This window comes from Thalassococcus sp. BH17M4-6 (assembly GCF_049323015.1).
In the GTDB taxonomy this organism is placed as follows: Bacteria; Pseudomonadota; Alphaproteobacteria; order Rhodobacterales; family Rhodobacteraceae; genus Puniceibacterium.
Map to the genome: position 1 here is coordinate 26,596 of NZ_JBMPGU010000021.1, position 22,984 is coordinate 49,579.

The 22,984-nt window shown below is 65.0% G+C and carries 15 protein-coding genes and 2 pseudogenes; 7 read left to right on the forward strand and 10 right to left on the reverse strand.

Features of this window, described 5'->3' with window-relative positions:
- Window positions 1-3: 3 nt before the first annotated feature.
- Window positions 4-579: a YqgE/AlgH family protein gene (locus ACOXXX_RS20195; RefSeq protein WP_422828432.1), complete on the reverse strand. Its 576-nt coding sequence runs from the start codon at window positions 577-579 to the stop codon at window positions 4-6.
- A gap of 143 nt (window positions 580-722) precedes the next feature.
- Here ACOXXX_RS20195 and ACOXXX_RS20200 point away from each other — a divergent pair, with 143 nt between their 5' ends.
- Window positions 723-1,523, forward strand: a complete 801-nt coding sequence (locus ACOXXX_RS20200) for a protein-disulfide reductase DsbD domain-containing protein (protein WP_422828433.1) — start codon at window positions 723-725, stop codon at window positions 1,521-1,523.
- Window positions 1,524-1,617: 94 nt separating this feature from the next.
- On the opposite strand, the gene ACOXXX_RS20205 is transcribed toward ACOXXX_RS20200, so the two are convergent.
- The 4 genes from ACOXXX_RS20205 to ACOXXX_RS20220 form a co-directional block, all read right to left on the reverse strand.
- A complete protein-coding gene (locus ACOXXX_RS20205; protein ID WP_422828434.1) occupies window positions 1,618-5,004 on the reverse strand; it encodes an efflux RND transporter permease subunit in 3,387 nt (1,128 codons plus the stop codon).
- Window positions 5,005-5,018: 14 nt separating this feature from the next.
- A complete protein-coding gene (locus tag ACOXXX_RS20210; RefSeq protein WP_422828435.1) occupies window positions 5,019-6,482 on the reverse strand; it encodes an efflux RND transporter periplasmic adaptor subunit in 1,464 nt (487 codons plus the stop codon).
- A 96-nt stretch (window positions 6,483-6,578) separates the two neighbouring features.
- Window positions 6,579-7,121, reverse strand: coding sequence for a molybdenum cofactor biosynthesis protein B (moaB, locus tag ACOXXX_RS20215; protein WP_422828436.1), 543 nt, complete (start codon window positions 7,119-7,121; stop codon window positions 6,579-6,581).
- On the reverse strand, window positions 7,118-7,900 hold the full coding sequence (locus tag ACOXXX_RS20220) for a uracil-DNA glycosylase (protein WP_422828437.1): 783 nt from the start codon (window positions 7,898-7,900) through the stop codon (window positions 7,118-7,120). Before ACOXXX_RS20220 ends, moaB begins: the two co-directional genes overlap by 4 nt.
- Before the next feature lie 164 nt (window positions 7,901-8,064).
- Between ACOXXX_RS20220 and ACOXXX_RS20225 the strand changes: the two genes are divergently transcribed.
- Genes ACOXXX_RS20225 through pyrC form a run of 4 tightly spaced genes read left to right on the forward strand, consistent with a single transcriptional unit; the run spans window position 8,065 to window position 11,411 of the window.
- Window positions 8,065-9,015 (forward strand): aspartate carbamoyltransferase catalytic subunit, encoded by a 951-nt coding sequence (locus ACOXXX_RS20225; RefSeq protein ID WP_422828438.1) that lies wholly within the window; start codon window positions 8,065-8,067, stop codon window positions 9,013-9,015.
- A complete protein-coding gene (locus ACOXXX_RS20230) occupies window positions 9,012-9,560 on the forward strand; it encodes an aspartate carbamoyltransferase catalytic subunit (RefSeq protein WP_422828439.1) in 549 nt (182 codons plus the stop codon). Before ACOXXX_RS20225 ends, ACOXXX_RS20230 begins: the two co-directional genes overlap by 4 nt.
- Entirely contained in the window at window positions 9,544-10,122 is a 579-nt protein-coding gene (locus ACOXXX_RS20235) for an aspartate carbamoyltransferase catalytic subunit (RefSeq protein WP_422828440.1), read from the forward strand. The genes ACOXXX_RS20230 and ACOXXX_RS20235 overlap by 17 nt, the downstream gene beginning before the upstream one ends.
- On the forward strand, window positions 10,119-11,411 hold the full coding sequence (gene pyrC, locus ACOXXX_RS20240; protein WP_422828441.1) for a dihydroorotase: 1,293 nt from the start codon (window positions 10,119-10,121) through the stop codon (window positions 11,409-11,411). Before ACOXXX_RS20235 ends, pyrC begins: the two co-directional genes overlap by 4 nt.
- A gap of 122 nt (window positions 11,412-11,533) precedes the next feature.
- Here pyrC and ACOXXX_RS20245 read toward each other — a convergent pair whose 3' ends face one another.
- Window positions 11,534-11,812 carry a hypothetical protein gene (locus ACOXXX_RS20245; RefSeq protein ID WP_422828442.1) on the reverse strand — a complete coding sequence of 93 codons (279 nt, stop codon included), beginning with the start codon at window positions 11,810-11,812 and terminating at the stop codon, window positions 11,534-11,536.
- Between ACOXXX_RS20245 and ACOXXX_RS20250 the strand changes: the two are divergent.
- Window positions 11,801-12,109, forward strand: a pseudogene (locus tag ACOXXX_RS20250) (IS3 family transposase); the annotation flags it as partial. The gene ACOXXX_RS20245 and the pseudogene ACOXXX_RS20250 overlap by 12 nt on opposite strands.
- 132 nt (window positions 12,110-12,241) lie before the next feature.
- On the opposite strand, the gene ACOXXX_RS20255 reads toward ACOXXX_RS20250, so the two are convergent.
- From ACOXXX_RS20255 to ACOXXX_RS20265, 3 genes are all read right to left on the reverse strand, one after another.
- Complete coding sequence (locus tag ACOXXX_RS20255; RefSeq protein ID WP_422828443.1) at window positions 12,242-12,616, reverse strand: hypothetical protein; 375 nt, start codon at window positions 12,614-12,616, stop codon at window positions 12,242-12,244.
- Window positions 12,617-12,678: 62 nt separating this feature from the next.
- Window positions 12,679-21,828: a PKD domain-containing protein gene (locus ACOXXX_RS20260; RefSeq protein WP_422828444.1), complete on the reverse strand. Its 9,150-nt coding sequence runs from the start codon at window positions 21,826-21,828 to the stop codon at window positions 12,679-12,681.
- Between the two features lie 273 nt (window positions 21,829-22,101).
- On the reverse strand, window positions 22,102-22,323 hold the full coding sequence (locus ACOXXX_RS20265; RefSeq protein WP_422828445.1) for a hypothetical protein: 222 nt from the start codon (window positions 22,321-22,323) through the stop codon (window positions 22,102-22,104).
- 51 nt (window positions 22,324-22,374) lie between these two features.
- Between ACOXXX_RS20265 and ACOXXX_RS20270 the strand changes: the two are divergent.
- Window positions 22,375-22,738: pseudogene (locus ACOXXX_RS20270) on the forward strand (transposase); the annotation flags it as partial.
- Window positions 22,739-22,774: 36 nt separating this feature from the next.
- Here the strand turns inward: ACOXXX_RS20270 and ACOXXX_RS20275 are convergent.
- Window positions 22,775-22,984 (reverse strand): integrase core domain-containing protein (locus tag ACOXXX_RS20275; RefSeq protein WP_422826436.1); only part of this gene is annotated, 210 nt, incomplete at its 5' end.

The window sequence follows — 22,984 nt, forward strand, 5'->3', positions numbered from 1 at the left end:
CGCTCAGGCCCGCCCGCCTTCGGACGACAGGGTCAGCGCCGATACGCCCAGCGTCGCCAGTGCCGCCTGCCATTTGCCGTCATCGCTGGTGCGGAACACCAGATCGGGCGAGGCGTCGCAGACCAGCCAGCCGTTTTCGGCCAGCTCCGCCTCAAGCTGCCCGGCCCCCCATCCCGCATAGCCCAGCATCATCAATCGTTCGCGCGGCCCCTGCCCCCGGGCGATATCCTCGAGCACATCGAGCGTCGCGGTCATGTGGATATCGGGATCGACCTCGAGCGTGGTCATGACCGATTCGTAATCCGGCGAATGCAGAACAAAGCCGCGCCCCATCTCGACCGGGCCGCCGAAATGCACCTGCTGGCCCGACATGTCCGCCGACGGCTCGATCGACAGCTGATCAAGCAGCATGGTCATGCTGACATCGCCGCTGGGCTTGTTGACGATCAGGCCCATCGCGCCCTCGTCCGAATGGGCGCAAAGATAGACAACCGAATGGGCAAAGCGCGGATCGCCCATGCCCGGCATGGCGATCAGCAGCTTGCCCGTCAGATCGGTCGAGGCGCTCTGCGCATCCATTCGCGTGCCCTTTATCCAGTGGTTTGGCCCAGCATGTACCCGCGCATCGCGACGTGCAAGGCCGCAACGCCGCCGCCCTGCACACGCAGGAATCGCCAACACGTGACTTGGCATTTCAGCGCGGACGCGGCATTCCGAACAGCATGACACGCATCTTCCTGACCCTTCTTGCCCTGATCGGCGGCCTTTCGGCGCCGGTGCTGGCGCAGTCCGACGACAGCATTTTGCGGGCCGAGCTGCGCCCGGGGTGGCGATTGGCGGATGGCGATCACATGGCGGCGCTGCATCTGACCATGGCGCCGGGGTGGAAAACCTACTGGCGCGCGCCGGGGGATGCGGGCATTCCGCCGCTCTTTGACTGGTCGGGTTCGCGCAACGCCAAGACGGTGGCGGTGTCCTGGCCCACGCCCGAGGTGTTTTTCCAAAGCGGCATGCGGTCGGTCGGCTATTCCCCCGAGGTGGTGTTGCCGCTGCGCATCTCGACGCGCGGGTCCGGGCAGGACGTGCGGCTGCGGGGCCAGGTGCAGCTGGGTGTCTGCAAGGATATCTGCGTGCCGAAAACCCTGCGCCTGGACGCGGTGCTGCCCGCCGCGCAGACCAAGGTCGACCCGGTGATCGCCGCAGCGCTGGCCAGCGTGCCCTTCAGCGCGACCGAGGCGGCGGTGCGGTCGGTGCGCTGCACCATCGGGGCCAAGGACGGCGCGATGACCCTGCGGGCGGAAATCGACATGCCCGCGCGCGGCGCGATGGACGCGGTGATCGAAACCGCCAACCCCGAGGTCTGGGTGGCGGAACCCAAGACCACTCAATCAGGCGGGCGGATCGTGGCCGAAACCCGGATGATGCACGTGGACGGCGGGGCCTTTGCGCTGGATCGGTCGGGGGTGCGGATCACCCTGCTGGGCAAGGGCCAGGCCGTCGACATTCGCGGCTGCGACAAGTAGCGACGCCCAAAGCGTTTCGCGATTGACTTGAAACATCCAGCATTGCCTGATGCGTTGAAATCGAAGATTTCAGGCAGCGTCAGGCGATACATGTTTATCGCGAAATGCTATAGGCCGCACGGCGGCGCATCAGCAGGTAGCCCAGCGCCGCCAGCAGATAGACCACCAGCGCCACCGCCGCCGCACCACCGACGAAAAGCAGCAGCGCGACCTGTAGCGCTGGCAGGCCCGGAAGCACCATCAACGGCGCGGGCAGCGCCCCGGTGACAGCCACCCACCCCAGCGTCGCGGCCAGCCATCCCCCCAGCGCCGCCGAGGCCGCCAGCATCAGCCCGCGAAGCCGCCCGTCACGAAAGCGCAGCCCGGTCTTCAGCGCCGCGATCTGGCGCGCGATATCCTGCTGCACCGCGATCAGCGCGGGCACCACCAGCAGCACCAGCACCATCCCGAAGCCCAGCCCGTAGACCAGCGTGATCACCGTGGGCTTGAGGAACTGCGCATCCTGCGATCGCTCATAAAGCAGCGGCGCCAGGCCCAGAACCGTCGTCAGCGTCGTCAGCATGACCGGGCGCAAGCGGTCCGCGGCCCCGTCGATGATCGCCGGGCGCACGCCGCGCGTCTTGGCGTATTCGTCGATCTGCGTCACCAGCACGATGGAATCGTTGATGATGATCCCGGTCATCCCCAAAAGCCCGACAACCGTGAACATGCTGAGCGGTACGTCCCACAGCGCATGGCCATAGATCGTGCCGACCAGGCCGAAGGGGATGATTGCCATCACCACCAGCGGCCGGGTCCAACTCGCAAAGACCCAGGCCAGCACAAGGTAGATGCCCAGCAGCACCAGGATCAGACCGGTGCGCGCATCATTCAAAAACGCGTCCTCCTGCTCGCTCAGCCCCGACAGCCGGTATTCGACCTGCCGTTCCGCCGCGATCCGGGGCAGGATTTCCTGCTGCAGGGCCTGCATCACCTCGGTCGCGCGGGCCGGATCGTCTTCTGAGATGTCGCCGGTCACGGAAATCAGACGGATACCGTTTTCGCGGCGCACCGTGGAAAAACCGGTGCGCTGCCCGACACTGACCAGATCGGCGAGCGACACGTAAGCGCCCTCGGGTGTGCGCATCATCATCCGTTCAAGGAAATCCGCCGTCAGCTCTCCGGCTGGCAGTTCGACCCGGATCGCGGCGGACCGTGGACCGTCGGGATAGGTCGCGGCCTCGATCCCGCCCAGCCGGTTGCGCAGCACCGCGCCCAGGTCGTCGATCCCGAACCCCAGCGCCGCCCCCTGCGGCGTCAGTTCTAGGATCAGCTCTTCCTTGTCGTAGGCGAGGTTATCCTCGACCGCCGACACCTCGGGGAATTGCAGCACGGCGGTTTTCAGATCCTCGGACGCGGCTTTCAGCACCTCGGCGCTGGCGCCGTAGAATTGCACGTCAAGCGCATCGCCCCCGGGGCCCGAGCGCCAGCCGCGAAAGCTGACCGTTTCCGCCATCGGGTGCCGTTGGACCTTGTCCTGCAACTCTCCGACGAAGGCGAAAGAGGAATAGGGCCGCAGGTCCGCCTCGATCAGTTCAATGGATATCCCGCCCAATTGATCGGCGTCCTTGGTATCGGTGCCCGCCAGCCCGCGCCCGGCGTTGCCGCCGATTTCCGCGATCACATAGGCCAGCGGGTTCAGACCGTGGCGTTCCTCGTATTCCTTGCCCAGCGCCTCGGTCGCGCGCTGCATTTCACGCATCATCTCAAGCGTGTCTTCGCGCGTCGCCCCGGGCGCCATGGCAAAGTTTCCGGTGACCGACGACCGTTCCGGCGCGTTGAAGAACCGCCATTGCACATCGCCCGAGATCAGCAGCGCCGCCTGGCTGGCCAGCGCCGCCACGGCCCCCGCCAGCACCACATAGCGGGCCTTGATGACCCCTGCCATGAGCGGGCGGAACAGCGTTTCGCGCATCCAGCGAAAGCCGCGGTTGGTCAGCCGCGATGGCAGGTCGTACCAGTGTTCGCGCGCCGAATGTGCGATGGCGCGGGCCATGTGATGCGGCAGGATCAGAAAGCATTCGACCAGCGAGGCCAGCAGCACCACGATCACGGTAAAGGGGATATCCTTGATCAGGTCGCCGAAGCGCCCGCCGATGGCCACCAGCCCGAAAAAGGCGATGACCGTGGTCAGTGTGGCGCAGAACACCGGCAGCGCCATGCGCTTGGCCGCGGATTCCGCCGCCTCGACCGGGGGCATGCCGCGCCGGGCCAGGTGGTCGGCATGCTCGCCCACCACGATCGCGTCATCGACCACGATCCCCAGCGTGATGATCAGCGCGAAAAGCGAGATCATGTTGATGGTGATGCCAAAGGCGTACATCAGCGCGATGGCCGCAAGCATGGCGGTCGGGATGCCCGCCGCGACCCAGAAGGCGGTGCGCGCGTTCAGGAACAGGAAGAGCAGCATCACCACCAGCGCCAGCCCGGTCAGGCCGTTGTCGAGCAGGATGTTGAGCCGCCCGCTGATCGCCTCGGCCCGGGTGCGGATCAGGTCGATGGTGACACCCTCGGGCAGGGCCGGTTCAAAGCCTGCGGCGACCTCTTCGACGGTGCGCTGGATGTCGATGGCATCACCCCGGTCGCTGCGGTCCACCCGGATCGAGATGGCGCGGTTGTCACCGACGAAATAGCTGCGTTCGCGGTCGATGCCTTCGACCCGGATGACGCCCACATCCCCGATGGTCAGCGCCGATCCGTCCGCTTCGGACCGCAGGACGATATCGGCGATCTGATCGGCCGAGCGTTTTTCGACCCCGGTGCGCACCCGCGCGTTGGCCCCGTCCACATCGCCAGCCGGATCGGCATCGACCTCGGCGGCGATGGCGTTCGCGATCTCGCGCAGGGTGACATCGTGCCGGATCAGGTTGGCCGATGGTACCTCGATCACCGTCTGCGGCGCGGCAAGGCCCTGAATGGTGCTCCGCGTCACGCCTTGGGCAAACAGCCGGACGACGAATTCATCGGCAAAACGGGCCAGCTGCGCGGGTTCCAGCGGCCCGGTGATCACCACGTCCGTCACCCGGTCGCGCCAGCCGCCGCGGCTGACACGCGGGTCTTCAGCCTCTTCCGGCAGGGTGGTGACCGCGTCGACGGCGGCCTGCACATCGTCGGCGGCGCGGCCCATGTCCCAGCCCGGCTCGAACTCCAGCTCGATACTGGCGCGACCCTCGGTCGAGCGGGCGCTGGTTTCCTCGACCCCCTCTACCGCCAGAAGCACCGGCTCCAGCACCTGCACGATGGCGGCGTCCACATCCTCGGCCCCGGCGCCGTCCCAGCGCACGCTCACGTTGACCTCGTCGATGATCACGTCGGGAAAGAACTGCGCGCGCATGTTGGGCGCGGCCAGCAGACCGGCGGCGAAAAGGATGATCAGCAGCAGGTTCGCCATGGTCGGATGGCGGGTAAAGTAGCTGAGGATGCCACCGGTGGATGCGGGCATGTCGCGGACCACGCTCAGCCCCCGATCCGCGCTTCGATCCGCTGGACGACGGCGGCGGGCACCTGGGCCTGTCCCAGCTGCGCCAGGATGCGGGTCCGCGCCTCGGCGGGCATGCGGGTGTTGCTTTCTACAAAGGCGACCAGCCGCTGGCGGCGTTCCTCGGTCAGCTCGAGCATTTCCGGCTCTTCGGGCGCGACCTGGGCGTCCGGACCGCTGCGCAGGGCGCGCACCTTGATGCCGGCCCCAAGAAGCGGCGTGCGTTCGGCGACGACCTCGCGGCCCGCCACGGGTGCGCCCGCGACAAGAACGTCGTCGCCCTGCCGGCGCACCACCTCGACCGCGATGCTTTCCAGCCGCTCTTCTTCCCCCAGCACCAGCACCTCTCCGGCGGCATTGACCGCCGTGGCGGGCAGGCGCACGACATTGTCCAGCGCGCCCTCCTCGATGGTGACGGTGACGAAATCGCCGGGCTTGAATCCCGGTGCCGATCCCAGCCGCGCGAACAGCAGCCGCCCGGTCTGCCCGTCGCCCACCGCGGCGCCTTCACGGCTCAGCACGCCAGAGGCCGTGAGGTTGGTGCCAAAGACATCCAGCGTGACGGTCACCGCCGCCTGCCGCAGCCGCCCCTGCCCGTCCAGAAGCCGCGCGTAGCCTTGGGTCGAGACGCGGAACGCAACCTCGAGCGCATCGGGGTCGACCAGCCGCGCCAGTTGTTCGTTCGACGACACCAGCCGCCCCTCGACCACGCTGACATCCGTCAACGTGCCGTCGAACCCCGCGCGGATCACAGTGTCATCCAGCCTGCGCTGCGCCTCGGCCTCGGCGATGCGGGCGCGGGCCAGCGTGGTGGCGGCCTGATCCACGCGCGCCTCGGCCTGGGCCAGCGCCTGGCGGCGGGTCAGCACCGCCTGCCGCGCGGCCGAGGCCGCAAGCTCCGCGGTTTCCACCGCCGCCGCCGTGCCGACGCCGCGCTCCACCAGATCGCGCTGGCGGGTCAGCGCCCGTTCGCGCAAGTCGGCCTGATCGCGGGCGGCGGCCAGTTCGTCCTGGGCCAGACCCACCGCACGCTCGGCCTCGCGCGCCTCGGCCTCGGCATCGGAAATGTCGCTTTGCACCCGGTCCAGCACCGACTGCATGTCAGCGGGGTCGATCCGGGCGAGAACCTGCCCTTCGGGCACTTCTCCGCCCTCTTCGAAACCATCGGCCAGTTCGATCAGAGTGCCCCCCAGCGCGGCGCGGATTTCAAGCTCGCGCCGGCTTTCGACAGTTCCGAATGCGCTGAGGATCGGGGTGACGGTCGCCGGTTCGGCGCTAACCACATTGACCGCGAACACCCGTTCACGCGCCTGCGGGACGCGCGGTTCGTCCGCCAGCCGCGTCTGTACCGCGTCGCGCACCAGGGTGCCCGCATAGACCAGAAGGCCCAGCGTCAGCGCCGCCAGGAAAAGCCCCGTCAATGCCTGCCTGAGAAACCTCATCCGTCGTCCCTGTGACCGCCCCCCGATGTGGGCGTCTGTCTAATGTAACTGCACCGCGGCATTTTCCAAACCACGCATCTGTTACGACGCGGCGGGTCATTTCCGTCGGCGATGTTCCTCGAGACGCGGAAAAATTTCGACAAAGTTGCAGGGACGGTGGCGATAGTCGAGCTGCTTGGCAAGGATGCCGTCCCAGGCGTCTTTGCAGGCGCCCGGGCTGCCTGGCAGCGCGAAAAGATAGGTGCCCTGCGCGACGCCGCCGGTGGCGCGGGACTGCACGGCGCTGGTGCCGATCTTTTCCATGCTGAGCAGGGTAAAGACCGTACCGAAGGCATCGATTTCCTTTTCGTAGACGTCGCGGTGCGCCTCGACCGTGACATCGCGGCCGGTCAGCCCGGTGCCGCCGGTCGAGATCACCACGTCGACCTCGGGATCGGCGCACCAGTCGCGCAGCTTTTGCGCAATGGCATCGCGGTCGTCGCGCAGGATGTCGCGGGCGGCCAGATGGTGCCCGGCCTCTTGCAGGCGCGCGACCAGCACATCGCCCGACCGGTCGTCGGCGGCCTGGCGCGTGTCGCTGACCGTCAGCACGGCGATGCGCACCGGGATGAAGTCACGGGTCTCGTCGATACGGCTCATGCGGTGGTGCCTTTCAGCTTGGCCTGCACGGCGAGGAGATCGGCCCAGGCCTCGCGCTTGGCGCTGGGTGTGCGCAAGAGATAAGCCGGATGCAGCATCGGCATCGCCGGGCGTCCGAACGCCTCGGCCCAGTGGCCGCGCAGCCGCATGATGCCGCGTTTTCCAAAGCAGGCCTGGCACGAGGTGTTGCCCATGACGATCAGCACCTGCGGGTCCGCCAGTGCCACGTGACGTTCCAGGAACGGCAGCAGCATCGCGATCTCGTCCGGTTTCGGGTCGCGGTTCTGCGGCGGGCGCCAGGGCAGGACGTTGGTGATGTAGACCCCGCCGTCACGCGACAGGCCGATGGCGGCCAGCATCCTGTCCAGCAACTGCCCGGCCCGGCCGACGAAGGGTTTGCCCTGCAGATCCTCGTCTCGGCCCGGAGCCTCTCCGATCAGCATGAGGCGGGCACCCGGCGTGCCGTCGGCGAAGACAAGGTTGCGCGCCCCGCGCTTCAACTCGCAATGCTCATAGGCGGTCATGGCGGCGCGAAGCGCGTCCAGATCGGGCGCGGCGCTGGCGGCGGCGCGCGCGTCGGCCACCGGATCGGCCTGCGCGGGCCGGGCGGGCGCGGGGGCGGCCGCCGCCTGTGCGGCGACCGTGGCCACCTGTGCCACAGCCTCTGCCGCCGCCTCGTAGCGGTTCACCGGCGTCTCGCCGATGGTGTCGGTCACGCCCAGTTCGACCTGCCAGTCGAGGGCGGCCCGAAGCCCGTGCCAATCCAGTTCCGAATCCATGGGGGTGATCCTATCCCGGCCCGCGCGGGTCGGAAAGCCGCGCCTTGGGGCGGCGGCGCCGCAAAGGACGCGGGGGCTCGCCCGCTGGGCCGCGTCAGGCAAAGCCGCTTGCCGCCCTTGGCCGCGCTTTCTATAACCGCACCGACCCGGCAAGGAGCCTGCCCATGCGTTTCGATCAGCGTCACCTTCTGGGGATCGAACCCCTGCGCCCGGACGAGATCACGACGCTGCTGGATCTTTCGGACAAGTACGTGACCCTGAACCGGCAACGCGAAAAACGCTCGGGCATCCTGTCGGGGCTCACGCAGATCAACATGTTCTTCGAAAATTCGACCCGGACGCAGGCCAGTTTCGAGCTGGCCGGCAAACGTCTGGGTGCCGATGTGATGTCGATGGCGATGCAGGCCAGTTCGATCAAGAAGGGCGAGACGCTGATCGACACGGCGATGAGCCTCAACGCCATGCACCCCGACCTGCTGGTGGTGCGCCATCCGCAGTCGGGCGCGGTGGATCTGCTGGCGCAAAAGGTCAATTGCGCGGTGCTCAACGCCGGTGACGGGCGGCACGAACATCCCACCCAGGCGCTGCTGGACGCGCTGACCATCCGGCGGGCCAAGGGACGGCTGCACCGGCTGTCGGTGGCGATCTGCGGCGACATCGCCCACAGCCGCGTGGCGCGGTCGAACATCCTGCTTCTGGGCAAGATGGAGAACCGCGTGCGCCTCATCGGTCCGCCGACGCTGATGCCCGCGGGCATCGACCAGTTCGGTGTCGAGGTTTTCGAGGACATGCGCGAAGGGCTGCGCGACGTCGATGTGGTGATGATGCTGCGGCTGCAGAAGGAACGCATGGACGGCGGCTTTATCCCGTCCGAGCGGGAATACTACCACCGCTACGGGCTGGATGCCGAAAAGTTGGGCTTTGCCAAGGACGACGCTATCGTGATGCACCCCGGCCCGATGAACCGCGGGGTGGAAATCGACGGCACACTGGCCGATGACATCAACCGGTCGGTGATCCAGGAACAGGTTGAAATGGGCGTGGCGGTGCGCATGGCGGCGATGGATCTGCTGGCGCGCAACCTGCGCGCCCGCCCAAAGGAGGTGATGGCATGACCACAATGGAGATCTCGGAATACGACGCGGACACCACGCGGGTCTTTCACCTTGATCTGCCGCCCGAGGCGATCGAACGCTACACCGGCCAGGCCGGGACCGGCGAATGGCCCCTGCAATACGGGCTGGGCGCGAAAAAGCTGCGCCCCGCCTTTGTCGAGATCGTGACGATCCGCGATCTGGGCGACATGCCGCTGTCGACGTACCTGTCCGAAGGCTACGGCCTCAGCGGAGAGGATTTTCGCGCGGATCGCGCCCGGCTGGACGCGCTGCGCGGACATGTGGTGATCTTGACGAGCCAGGCCTTCGACCGGACCGCCCAGACGCTCAGCATCCAGTCGCCGCTGCGCTGGATCGGCACCTATACCGACACGTCAAAGACCCCCGTGGGCGAGCCGCTGCGCAGCGAGAGCGCCAAGGGAACGCTGGCAGGCGGTTCCCCTGCGGTGGCAGGGGCGCGCGGCAGTTCCGGGGTTCTGAAACTGGTGCTGGCGGTTGTCGGGGTCATTCTGCTGGCGGTCATCATCTATGCCATCAGCGGCTGAAGGTGCCGACGGCCACCGCCCCCACGCCACGCCCGACGGTTGGAACGGCATCCTCGACCCCGGCGAGCGGATCGTCTGGCAGGGGCGGCCCGACGGCGGCTGGCACGTGACGGCGGGTGGCATCGCGGCCACGCTTTTCGGCGCGGCCTTCGCGGGCTTTGCGCTCTTCTGGATGGTGCTTGCCGCCGCGGGCGGCGGCTATTTCTGGATGTTCGGGCTGTTGCACTTCGCGGCCGGGCTGAGCCTGGCGTGCGGCGGACTCATCGGCCCGGTCTGGCGGCGGCGGCATACCTGGTACACGCTGACGGACCGGCGCGCCTTCGTGGCCACGGACGTGCCGTTCATGGGGCGCAAGCTCGACTCCTATCCCATCGGGCCCGACACGCCGCTCACCCTGCGCGACGGCCCCTTGGGAACGATCGACTTCGCCACCCGCACGCGCAGCAGCCGCAAACGCTCCTCGATCCAGACGATTGGCTTTGAACGCCTGCCCGACGCCCCTGCCGTCTACCGCCTGATGCGGGGGATTCAGGCAGACCGCACATCGAAAGACATCTCATGACCGACACGCTGATCTTCAACGCCCGCCTGATCGACACCGACGCGCACGAGGTGCGGCCCGGCGCGCTGCTGCTGTCAGAGGGCCGGATCGCCGAGGTCTTTGACACCCCCACGCCCGAGGTCGGGACCGACCGGGTGCCCGAGGCGGCGCGGATCGATGCGCGCGGGCGGCATCTGGCCCCGGGCATCGTCGATATCGGCGTCAAGGTCTGCGAACCCGGCGAACGGCACAAGGAGAGCTTCAAATCCGCGGGGCTGGCGGCCGCCGCGGGCGGGATCACCACCATGGTGACGCGCCCCGACACCCTGCCCGCCATCGACACGCCCGAAAGTCTGGAGTTCATCCGTCGCCGCGCGAACGAGGCCGCCCCCGTCAATGTCCTGCCCATGGCCGCGCTGACCAAGGGCCGTGACGGGCGGGAAATGACCGAAATCGGCTTTCTGATGGATGCGGGCGCGGTGGCCTTTACCGATTGCGACCACGTGATCACCGACACCAAGGTGCTGAGCCGCGCGATGACCTACGCGCGGTCCCTGGGCGCGCTGGTGATGATGCATCCGCAGGACCCGGGCCTGTCGGCGGGCGCGGCGGTGACCAGTGGGAAATTCGCCAGCCTGCGCGGCCTGCCCGGTGTCACGCCGATGGCCGAACGCATGGGGCTGGACCGCGATATCGCCCTGGTCGAGATGACCGGCGCACGCTACCACGCCGATCAGATCACCACCGCCCGCGCCCTGCCCGCGCTGGAGCGGGCCAAGGCCAATGGCTTTGACGTGACGGCCGGCACGTCGATGCATCACCTGACGCTGAACGAACTTGACGTGAGCGATTACCGCACCTTCTTCAAGGTCAAGCCGCCGCTGCGGTCCGAAGAGGACCGGCAAGCGGTGTTGGAGGCGCTGCGTTCGGGCCTCATCGACGTGGTCGGGTCGTTCCACACGCCGCAGGACGAGGAAAGCAAGCGCCTGCCCTACGAAGAGGCCGCGTCAGGTGCGGTGGGGCTCGAAACGATGCTGCCGGTGCTGTTGCGGCTGGTGCATTCGGGGGACCTCGACCTGCCGACACTGTTCCGCGCGATGTCACTCAACCCGGCGCGGCGGCTGGGGCTCGACAGCGGTCGGCTGGCCCGCGGCGCGCCCGCCGATCTGGTGCTTTTCGATGCGGAAAAGCCGCTGATCCTGGATCGGTTCAAGCTCGAGTCGAAGTCCAAGAACACCCCCTTCGACGGCGCGCGCCTGCAGGGCAAGGTGCTGGGCACCTGGGTTGGCGGGGTCCGGGTCTTCGGATAGGGCGTTTCACGCGTTTGCGGGAGCGTCGCCAGAGCTCTGGTAGGGGTTGGAAACGCCGCCCAACAGAGCTGTCAGCAATGCCGGTCCGCTTGCGACGGCCGCACATTCACGCCCGATCCCGGTTACAGAGCAAGCGATCCGATTGCCCACAAGACATCGGCTTCGACGATCTCGCCACGTTCGATCAAATGCTGACCGTGATCCTGCATCCCCTGAAAGCCGCTTGCCGCCGCGACCTGCCGCAATGTGTTCATATCCGCCGCATCCGAGATCGCCTGTGACAGCGGCGCACTGACGCTCAATAACTCGGACAGCACCCGGCGCCCGGCGTAGCCCGACCCGCCACAGGTGTCGCAGCCCGTGCCGGAACAGGCCTTGCAGACCCGGCGCACTCTGATCAAGGCTCGCAATTCACCAGCCGAGAGTGGCAGACGTTTCTTCGCAAGCACGACCTTGAACCCAGCATGAGCCGACGCGGCAATTGTCACGACAACGCGGTCGCCGAAAGCCTCTTCCAACTGCTGAAACGGGAGCCGATAAGGCGCAGAACCTATCCGACACGCGACAATGCAAGGCGTGACGTGTTCGAATACATCGAGCTCTTCTACCACCCGAAGCGCAAGCACACGAACAACGGCATGCTGTCGCCCGTTGACTTCGAAAACAGGCAGCTCAAACTAAAACAGGCAGGTGTCTAGGAAACTTGGGGCACCTCACTCTGCCACCGCGCGCATTAAAGCTTCTGCATCCTCGCTCAAAGCCATGTTGTCTTTAGCGGTCGCTCACCCGGACCACGCAATTCCGATATTGCTGGCCGTAGGAAACCTTGTTCAGCGCGAAACCAGTTCCGAGCGATTGGGCAGAACCAGCAACCGGTTCTTTAGCTCGGGTGTTACGTCAAGGGATAAGAGTTCGTCGTAAAGCGACATGACATCGGACTGTGACGCACCGCCCATCCACCGTGTCAGGATCGTCTCGTAAAGCGCGCAATAGCCCAAGATGTAGTCGCTATCAGTTGACTTCTTGCGCTGACCCCACCGCTTTTCTGCATCTGCAGCTGCGCGGTACGCATCGATTGCCGCTGGATGGTCGCGCAGACGTGCCAGGCAGTTTGCCTCCTGCACCATTGCGATCTGGCGGTTGCCCTCCTGAAGCCTGATACTGCGCAGCACATCCAACGCCTTGGCGTCTTCCTTGCGACTCATAAGAGTGATAGCGCGCTCCCAGCGTATAACCCCCCGGGCGCGCGCTATAGCTTTAATCACCGTCAGCCTCCACTGATAGCTTCGAGGATCTTCTCGACCTGCCTGAGCAACTTTGCCCACCACGGCTCTTCCGGCGGTTCCGGGGGTGTTGGCGGACCGGAGGGTACCTCTGTCGACGAATAGGTCTTCATCGGTCCCCAGGGCGTATTCACCGTATATGACCCGTCGTCATTTGGCCCCGGCTCAGCCTCTGGGCCTTCGAGCGGCGGAATCTCGGACATGGCTTTGCTGATTGCTTCGACCAGCGAGAAGACGCCAGAGAAGATCGCCCCCCATCCTGTCGCCTGCGCCTCCTGACAATCCGTTGCCGCAGTGCAGATCGCCTGAGCCGCGGTGACGGCCGTCATCGTCGTCAGCGCCCGGTAGCTCATAGTCGCGGTCAGGCCGGTCGGATCGACAAGGTTAACCGGATCGTTTTGCACGTAGGCATAAAGGTTCGGATTACCGCCGCCGAAACCGATCGGATCTTTCTGCAGGAATGTGCCGGTTTCGGGATCATAGGCGCGGGCGCGGAAGTGGATCAGGCCCGATTCCGCATCATGCTCCCTGCCTGTGAAGCCGTATGGCTGTTCAAACGCGGCGCTTTGGCTGCGAAGACCATATCCTTCATAATCGTAATCCTGCGCCACACTGCCGGTTGCGATTGATACCGCCGCGATGATGGATCCCAGGCGATTGGCTAACAGCTCGAACGTCGAACCCGATCCCGGCGCGGTTGTCCCGGCGTAGTCCTCGAACGCGAGCGGTTCATCGACCTTCGGACCAAAGAGCCAACGGCGTTCAACCTGCCCGCCGCTCCAGGTTTGCACCACATCGTGCGTTTCGGGCGCACTGAGCCTATCCGCATCATAGATGTAGGCCTCAGTCAGGCTGTTGGTGGTCTTTGCGATCCGCCGATACAGCGCGTCATAGGCGTATTGCGCCGTATCTGAGGCGGATTGGTATCCCACCAGCCGATTTTGGCTGTCATAGGAATATGTCTCGACCTCTCCAGTCGCCTTGGACACGCGCGATGTGCGGTTGCCGCGCGCATCGTAGGTGTATGTGTAGTTCGCGTCCTCGGTCAGGCTGTTCTGGGCATTCGTAGAGTACAGCCCGGACAAATGCGTGCTCAGACGATTGCCTTCACCGTCGTAGGCGTAGTCTTCAACCGGAACCGGTGTGCCACCGTCAATTGGCGGAATGCCTTCCGTGACCTGGACAAGCCGGTTCAGCGCGTCATAGCTGGTAAACCGTGAGTTGGCAGGATCAAGAGCATCGACAACCGAGGTCAGCTTGCCATCGGACGCATAGCCATAAGTCCGATCAAGCAGCGCCACACCGGACTGAACGTGGGTAAGCGCACTGAGCAGGCTGTTTGTATAAGCATACGACGTGGAACGGCCAGAGGTCCCGGTCAGCGAAGTCCGCCGCCCCTCGCCGTCATATTCGAAGCTGTAGACGTCTCCCCAAGGGGCGGCCAGCGTTGTCAGACGGCTCTCGACGTCATAGCCGTACGCCGTGCTTCCGCCCAGATCGTCGGTCAAGCCTATGCGACGGCCCAACAGGTCGTAGCTGTAGCTGAGCGTGACCTGGGGCTGCGGGCCGACGGTACCGTCCGTTGTGGCAGAGACAACCCGATTGCGCCCGTCGTAGGCAAAGCTGACCCGGCTGTCATCGTCAGACGCCTCGACCAGGTTGCCCTGTGGGTCAAAGCTGTAGTTCAACGTATTGTCCGCGGTCACAACTTGGACACGGCGGCTTTCGCCATCGTATGTCGCGGTTTCAACCGAGGCGTCTTCGCGGGTCAGTTGCACCAGATTGCCGCGAGCATCATAGGCCCAGCCCATGGTGTTGCCCGATGGATCGGTCCGGCTAACCATACGATTGCGGCTGTCATAGCCGAAGGTTGTCGTGCCGCCCCGTGCGTCCGTGAACGCAAGCAGGTTGTCCTGAGCGTCATAGCTCATGGACTTAACAAAGCCTTCGGCATCCGTGGTTTCACGCAGCCGCCCCACTTCATCGTAGTCGAATGCGTTGACCGCGCCATCACTGGATATGTGGCCGACCATTTCCCCGGCTTCATTGAAAAATCTCTGCAATTCACCTTCGGCCGGATCGGTGAAGGTAACGAGACGCTCAAGCCCGTCGTAGCCCATGGTCGTGACCAGACCGGTCGCGTCGGTGAAGCTGGCCACGTTGCCTGCCGGCAAATAGCTGTACTCCCGAAGACCGTCGATCTGAACGCCGTCCGCGCCGGTTACCTCGACAGTCAGTATGCGATTTAGGCTGTCGAATGTGCGACGGACCTGCCGTTCGATGGGCGTACCCTGCGCCTCGGCAACAATGGTCGTGTTGCCGGCCGCGTCATAGGTCAACGCGGTGATCGAACCATCGGCATAGGTCATGGAGGCAATGTTCAGATCTTCGTTATACGTCATCTCCGTGACGTTGCCGTTCTTGTCGGTGCGTGTGGCGAGCTTGCCTTCGGGGGTGTAGGTCATCGCTTCGCTGTTGCCGAGCGAGTCGGTGATCTGAACCACTTCACCAAAGGCGTCATAGGCGTAGGTCATGGTGAACCCGTCGCCATCGGTCTTGGTTACAGGCTTGTTGAACACCGGCTCGTAGGTGAACGACATCGACCGCTCAGCCGAGCTGCCGACCGCTTCGGTGACGCTTTGAACGTTGCCGCGCAAATCATAGGTAAGCGTGTCGACGCGAATGCCGCCCGGGGACGCATCACTTGGACGTTCGATGCGTACGGCAAGGTTTTGTTCATCGCGCGTGACCCGAGTTTCGCGATCCAAGGGATCGACCGACCGGACGACATAACCGAACTGGTTCACCTCAACCGTCGTGACCTGACCCTTGCGGTCTGTTACGGTCGTAATCCGGTCTTCAGGTTTGACGTATAGAAGAGGATTGGTGGCCGGACCGCCCAGTCCGTCGACCAATCCCAACGACGATGCCACCTGATTGGCAATCTGCGAGCCGTCGGGCATCTGCGAACCAATCATGTTGCCGATATCGTCATATGCGTAGGCCGTCGTATTCCCGTTCTGGTTGGTCGATGACACCAGACGACCGTTCTCGTCATAGCTGAAGCCCACTGTGGAGCCTGTCGGCTCGGTCGCCTGGGTCAGATTGCCGATATCGTCGTATTCGAATGCGGTCGACCGCCCGTCCGGATAGGTGATCTGCGACACCCGTCCCGAAGCGTCATAGACAAAGCTGGTCACGCCGCCGACCTGGTCGGTGATCGTCTCCAGCCGACCATCGGCACCGTAGGCATAGGTCTTGGCGTTGCCTTGCGGATCGATCTCGGCGGTTTGCAGGCCGTTCTCGTCATAAGTGATGACGGTGCCGTCCTTCATCCGGCGTTCCCATGTGCCATCGGGCAGTCGGGTCAGCTCGGAAAACTCGCCATCGCCGGACACAAAGCGGCCCGAGGCGGAGGGTTTGGAAAAATGCACAGTCGTGCTGAAGCGCTGGGTTGAAAGCAGATCGAGGCTGCCATCACCGTTGATGTCTTTCAGGTCGATCTCGCCAAAGCCGTAATCCACCAGGCCGGATTCGAACGGCAGAAACGTCCCGTCGCCTTTGGATCGGTAGACGAACACCTCGTTGCCGAAGGTCGCCACAAGGTCGATCAGCCCGTCGCCGTTGGCGTCGGCCACGTTGACCGCCATGATCGAGGTGGCCTGCGGCGGGCGGGTGATCGTGACCGGCGCGCCAAAGCTGCGATTGCCGGTGTTTTCGACATATTGCAGGTCTTCGTTGCGCGAGTAGATCAGATCCCTATCGCCATCACCGTCAAAATCGGCAAAGCGCGAGAACGGTCCTAGCAATGCGCGACCGCCGTTGCCGGTCTTCGACAGCACCCGGGACATGTTCCGGTTGCCGTTGTTGTACCAGAAATCCATGCCCTGCGTCGTGCGGTAGCTCACATCGTCCAGACCGTCGCCATCAATGTCGGTCACATGGACCTGCAAGGTGCTGTCGCCGTTGAAGAAGAGCCCCTCATAAAGCTGCAGACTGCGGCCGTTCGGCCCGCCGTAGCTGATCCAGACCTCATCCGTGCGGAAGATGAAGAAGCCGGAATTGGCCACGTAGATGATGTCTTCGAAGCCGTCCTGGTCGATATCCGCCACGGTCACGTCCAGCGCCCGGCTGCCCGTATTTCCGGACTCGAAACCGACCGAATAACCACCGAAGCCATCATTGGCGAGGAACCCGTAGCTGCGCTCGTTCTGCGTGGTGAAGGCCACATCGACGGTGCCGTCGTTGTTGAGCTCGCCAATCGCGGTGCCGGACAGGTTGGGCGGGTAGCTGCCCGTCTGCGGCACGGCGTTGGGGTCGACAAAGGCCACCGTGTCTTCCAATCGCAGGTCGCCGTTGCCGTAGTTGATGACGGTGGTCAGCGCGCCCTTGCCGTTCTCGCCGTAGACCACGTCAAGATCGCCGTCGCCGTCGATATCGGTGCCGAAAACGCCTGTCGTGCCGATGGAGGGGAACACAAACGGGTCGTCAACGAACTCGGTCAGGGTGGGCTCGGGATCGAAGGTGGTCACGCCGTCGTCGTCGATGATCGACACCTTGCCATCCGGGCCTTCGACCAGTTTCTGCAGCCCGTCGATGGACCAGCCATTGCCGTAGGGCGATGTGGCCTCGTTCTGCACGTAGAACTCTGCATTGTGCGAGGCCCCCACGGTCGAGCAGTCGTATTGCGCGCGGCTGACAAAGCGGTAGGCATAGCGGCCGGAATCCAGGCCCGAGCCATCGACCGGCATGGATTGGCTGAGGCGGACCTCTTCGCCCACCAACGCGGGCGTGGAACCGTCAAGCCCCTGGCGCGGAGTCCAGCTGCGGGTATCGAGGATCGACAGACCGCCCGCTTCAATGCGCGTATCCAGCGTTACCGGCAACGAGGCATCGCCCGCGATCGTGACGTCGCCGGCCACGATGACGGTTGGGTTTGCAGCCTGGCTATGATAGCTCAGCGTCACGTCCTGCATCTCGCCAAAGGCGGTGTAGCCAGGCAGCGTGTAGCTGGTCGAATTGTCCCCCTTGAAGGGCGTCAGCATCTGCATGCCCGTGGGCGCATCCGCCCCTGCGCGGGTGGCGGGTGCTTGCGGCAGGAAGGTGAACAGCGCACCCTGTTCGATCCGGTTGAAGGTGCCGCTGACGGTCGCACCACCTGCATCCACGCCAGCATCCGCGACACGGCGGAAAAGGCCGTTCAGGCCGCTCACCCGCCACATTTCAAGCCGCGTCGACTCGGGCAGGTTGTCGAGATTCGGACCGGTGATGGTCATGCCTTGGGTAAAGATCGCCCCCGGCGCATCCAGGGCGTAGATGCGACAGGCCCGGGTGTCTTCGTCAAAGCCCGCCTGGTCGAACAGATCGGGCAGCGAACCAAGGCACACGTCGCCCGTGTAGGCCGCACCGGTGCTGGTCTGCACGGAATCCGCGGCGATGGTCACCGACAGGCCGGACGCGACCGAAGAGATCACGGTGTCCTGTCCGGCCACGACCGTGGCACAGCCATCGGTCAGCGGCACCAGCAGAAAGTCGGGATCAAGATCGCGGTTCTGGTTTTCGGTGACGGTGATGGTGCGCAGGGTGCCCAGGTAACCGCCGGGTCCGCCATTGGCCGATGGTTCGATGATCACCTGATCACCGCCTGCGCTGAGGCTGCCAAAATCAAAGGCGCCGCTTGCGTCGGTGGTGGTCATCAGCGCCGCATCGCGCAGGCGCACCGGCATGTCGCCAAGGGGCTGAAGGGTCTTGGCATCCAGCACGCGGCCAAAGACGCCGGTGTCGCCCGCCGTGGCATCGACCACGTCGATATTGAGAACAGCGGTGTCGGTCAGCGTCCCGTCGGACACGCCCACGGTAAAGCTGTAGCTGCCCAACTGGCCCGCCTCGGGGCGGAACCGCAGCGCGCCGCTCGTCGCTTCGAGCCCGATGCCCTGCGGCAGCGGGAGGGGTGTGGCAAAGAACGAGATCGGGTCGTCATCGGGATCGCTTCCCGTCAGGTCCAGCGCCAGTTCCAGACCCAGCTCGACCACATAGCGATCGCGCAGATCACCAAGCACCGGCGGCTGGTTCAGCGACGCGGCGGTCACGGTCAGGCTGGCGGTGTCGGTCAGCAGACCGTCATCGACGGTGGCCATGATTTCGTACTCGCCCGGCTGATCGGCCACAAAGCCGACCTCGCCATCGCCAAGATCGGCGAGGAACGGGTCAGAGCCCGCGGGCTGCGCGGTGATGGCATAGCTGAAGGTCAGCGGATCATTGTCGGGATCGGAGGAGCCTGCGGCGGAGTAGGTCACCTCGGTGCCGACATCGACATCCGCCGGCCCGTCAAGTGCTGCGACGGGCGCGCGGTTGGGGGCGGTCACCGTGAAGGTGACCGGGTCGCTGTCGAATTCGTAATCCGACACGATCAGCTGCACCACATAGTCGCCCCGCCGGTCCGGAGACAGGCTGGCCAGCGGCTGATCGGCATCCAGCAGGACGGCGCTCGATCCGTCGGGTCTGCTCAGCAGCGTCCAGGCGTAGCTGAGCACGTCGCCGTCGATGTCGGAAGAGGTCGTGCCGTCCAGGGTGGCGGTGTCGCCGACAAAGGTCTCGGCAGGGCCGGTAATCGCGGCGGTCGGGGGCGAGTTGAGAACCTCGACCTCGATCACCGCCGGTTCGGCGATCAGTTCGCCGTCGGTGGCGGTGATCTGCAGCAGATAGGTGCCGACGCGGTCGGGGGCAAAGGTCAGCGCATCGCCCGGCACGACCGCGGCGTCCAGAGCGGCGGCGCTGCCATCGGGCCGCGCGATCAGCGACCAGCCAAAGCTCAGCGCATCGCCATTGGCATCGTAGGCATAGAGGGACGCGGTCAGGTCGACGGTCTCGCCCGAGATCAGTTCGAAGCGCGCGCCACCGTCCACAACGGGCCGCAGGTTGGTGTTGCCGACAAACACCGTATCGGCCACCGAGGCGCCCGCGCCATCGGCGACGATCAGCTGCACCACGCCCGAGCCGGGGCCGGTGCAGACCGGATTGTTGCGGTTGAAGGGGTTGGTCTTGGCGCGGTCTTCCGCCTGCAGGGTGCCCGCAACATAGGCGCCCATATCGGCCTTCTTGCCGATCTCGGCCGAGGTCACATGCACCGACACCCGGCCCGGCACCGTCCAGGTGCCATGTTCCACGCCGTCGCTGTCGATCAGCGTGACGTCACGGGTGTATTCCTGCTTGTTCTCGATCTCCCAGACCAGCAGGTCGCCCTGCATGCCGTCCTGGCGGCCGCGGCTGTGCAGCGTGATCTGCACCGGCTCCGAGGCGCTGGCGGCGAGGTCGCCGGGCAGGCGCGTGTCGAACTGGCAATAGCCGCCTGTGTCGGCGCGCTTGAAGTGATAGACCGGCGCAAAGCGGATCACATCGCGGAAGCGGCCTTCGCGGATCGACAGGCTGACATCCGGCATCGCGGTGTCGGCACCGGTCAAGGCCACGGACGATCCGTCGCCCATCAGACCCAGCGACGACCAGGCGTATTGCACCCCGCCGCTGCCGACACTCAGCGTGCCATCCAGCGACAGCTGACCCAGATCGCCGACCAGACGGTCCCGGCCCGCCTCGGCCACCGGGCGCGGCGGCGCCACGCGGATCAACGTCGTGGCGGGCACGCCCGCCACATCCGCATCGGCCACCAACAGCTGCACTACATAGTCACCCGCGACATCCGGGGTGAAGGCCACAAATCCGGTGCGCTCGGCCTCCAGCACCGCCGACGCGCCTTCCGGCGCCGAGAGCAGGCTCCAGTCATAGGACAGAAGATCGCCATCGATGTCGTAGCTCTGGCTGCCATCGACGATCAGCCGCGCGCCCACCGCGGACGTTGTGGCCGGCGCGATCCGGGCCACGGGGCGCAGGTTTCCGCCACCTGCCACGACCAGCAGATGATCCTGATCGGTAAAGCGGCCATCGTCGACATTCAGCGCCAGCAGGTAATCGCCCGCCGTATCCGCGGTAAAGCTCGACAGACCGTCGATATCGGTGCTCAGCTGCGGTGCCGCACCCGCGGGCGCGACAAGAACGCCAAGCGCGCCAACCAGCACCTCGCCATCCACATCCGTCGAGGCATAGGGTTCGACCGACAGCGTCTCTCCGAGCGCCGCACCCAGCTGATCGAACCGCGCCGAAGCCACCGGCGCCACCACGCGGCCGCCCACGCCTTCGTAGAAATCGACGCCGCGCGCTTCCAGATCGGCGCGGGTCAGAAGCGTCCCGATCACGTCCGTCAGTGTGGCCGAACCGCCGGTCTGCCCGAAGATCAGCGTCAGGTCGGTGCGGCCCGCATCGGGCGACATCCGCGCATTGGTCAGGGGATCGGTGTCCAGCTCCAGCGCATCGACCATAGCCAGCAGCCCGCCCGCGTCGCTGGCGGTATACAGGTTCCCGCCAAGCGTCACGCTCAGCGTGTCGGCCAGCGCGCCCGCGCCGTCATCCAGCACGAAGCCGTCGATGCGGGTGTGATCGCCGGGGGCGGTCAGACGCTCGCCCAGATCGAATGTGTCGGCCACCGCGGCATCGGCGGTCTGCACGCTGTCATAGTTCAGGCGATAGACATCGGTGCTGCCGGAATTCGGCAGGAAGGTCAGGTCGAGGACATCGGGCTCGGACGTCACGCCCTGCGCGTCCTGAACCCTGAGAGCGACGCGGTATTCCCCCTCGAGATCGAGTGACACGGCCGCCATCGGCCCGGTCCCGATAATCGCCGCGGCACTGCCCGCAGGCGCGGTCTCGACCGACCACATGTAGCTCAGCGAATCGCCATCGACGTCATAGCTGTCCGCGCCATCCAGCGTGACCGGAGAGGTCCCGTCCGGCACATCGCGAATCACCGCCTGCGCAACTGGTGGGAGATTTCCGGTGCCGAATGTCAGAAGCGCCGTGGCCGCGGCGCCACCATCCTGGGCCAGCATGGTGATGCGCGCAACGTAGGTGCCGCCGATATCGGGCGTCACGCTTGGACGCAGCAAAGCGGCATCCGAAAAGTCCGCCACGCTGCCTGCGGGCCGCGAAACCCATTCCCAGGAAGGCGTCAGCGCACCGCCGACGGGAAGCTCAAGCCCGTCTGTCGGATCCAGTTTGAGGGAGTGCCCGACCGCGGCACGCATCGGTGTCGGCGTATCGGCAAGGGCTTGATTGAAAAGCAGAATTTGCGAAAGGTACAAAAAAATGGCCGCGCAGCAAGCGCGCTTCAATGCAATCATAACATGTCCCCCGTAACCGGTTATCGTCTTTTGAGGACATCGTTAACCAACTCACCTCAAGTCGCAATGACAAATTCGTGAACTTTCTCGACCGATGAACAGAGGCCGCCGTTTTCCATTAAAGACCGCGCAGAACGGAGCTGATTCAGAGCTGTCGGAATCCGGATTTTCCGGTCATCAGCGCAGCTCCAGAACTCTCCCCTGAGATGATCCGCTGCCAAGCGCGACAATTCCCAGCAGCCGCGACTGCCCGGCCGAATCAATCCGGACCTCGTAGATCGCACCCGAAGGCGCGCTCCGCCACTCCTCGCGAATCTCTCCACCCAGAAGCTCCAGCAACCTGTCCGGCAGCCTTGATGAGGTTTCGGCACTCGTCTGGTGGTTCGCCTGACCTGCCACGGGATATTTCCTCCAACTGGAACCAGAGTCCACCCAAGGAAGGGACGGACAATGAAGCGAACGAGATACAGTGAAGAACAGATCATCGGCATTCCGACCGAGCATGAGGCCGGCGCGAAGTGTGCCGATCTGTGCCGCAGGCATGGCATGTCGGAGGGCACATTCTATGCCTGGAAGGCGAAGTATGGCGGGATGACGGTTTCCGACGCCAAGCGGCTGAAGGCGCTTGAGGACGAGAATGTGAAGCTGAAGAAGCTGCTGGCTGAACAGATGCTGGATGCGGCGGCGATGAAGGAGCTCTTGTCAAAAAATGGTAAGGCCCGCCGTAAAGCGCGCGGCCGTTGCGCATCTGCAGGCCCGAATGGGTCTGTCGGAACGGCGGGCCTGTCAGATTATTGGCGCGGATCGCAAGATGGACCTGTCACGCTTTCGTGCCGCTCCGATTGCTCACTTATGCAGCCTTTGCTTTGAAGGCCAAAGGGCTTTTCCAGCCGAGTGCTGAATGCCTCCGTCGCGGATTGTAGAAGCCATTGATGTATTCAAAGATGGAGATCTCGGCGTCGCGACGTGTGCGCCAGGAGCGTTGCCACAGCAACTCAGCCTTGATCGTTTTGAAGAAGGTTTCCACCGCTGCGTTGTCGTAGCAATTTCCAGTGCCACT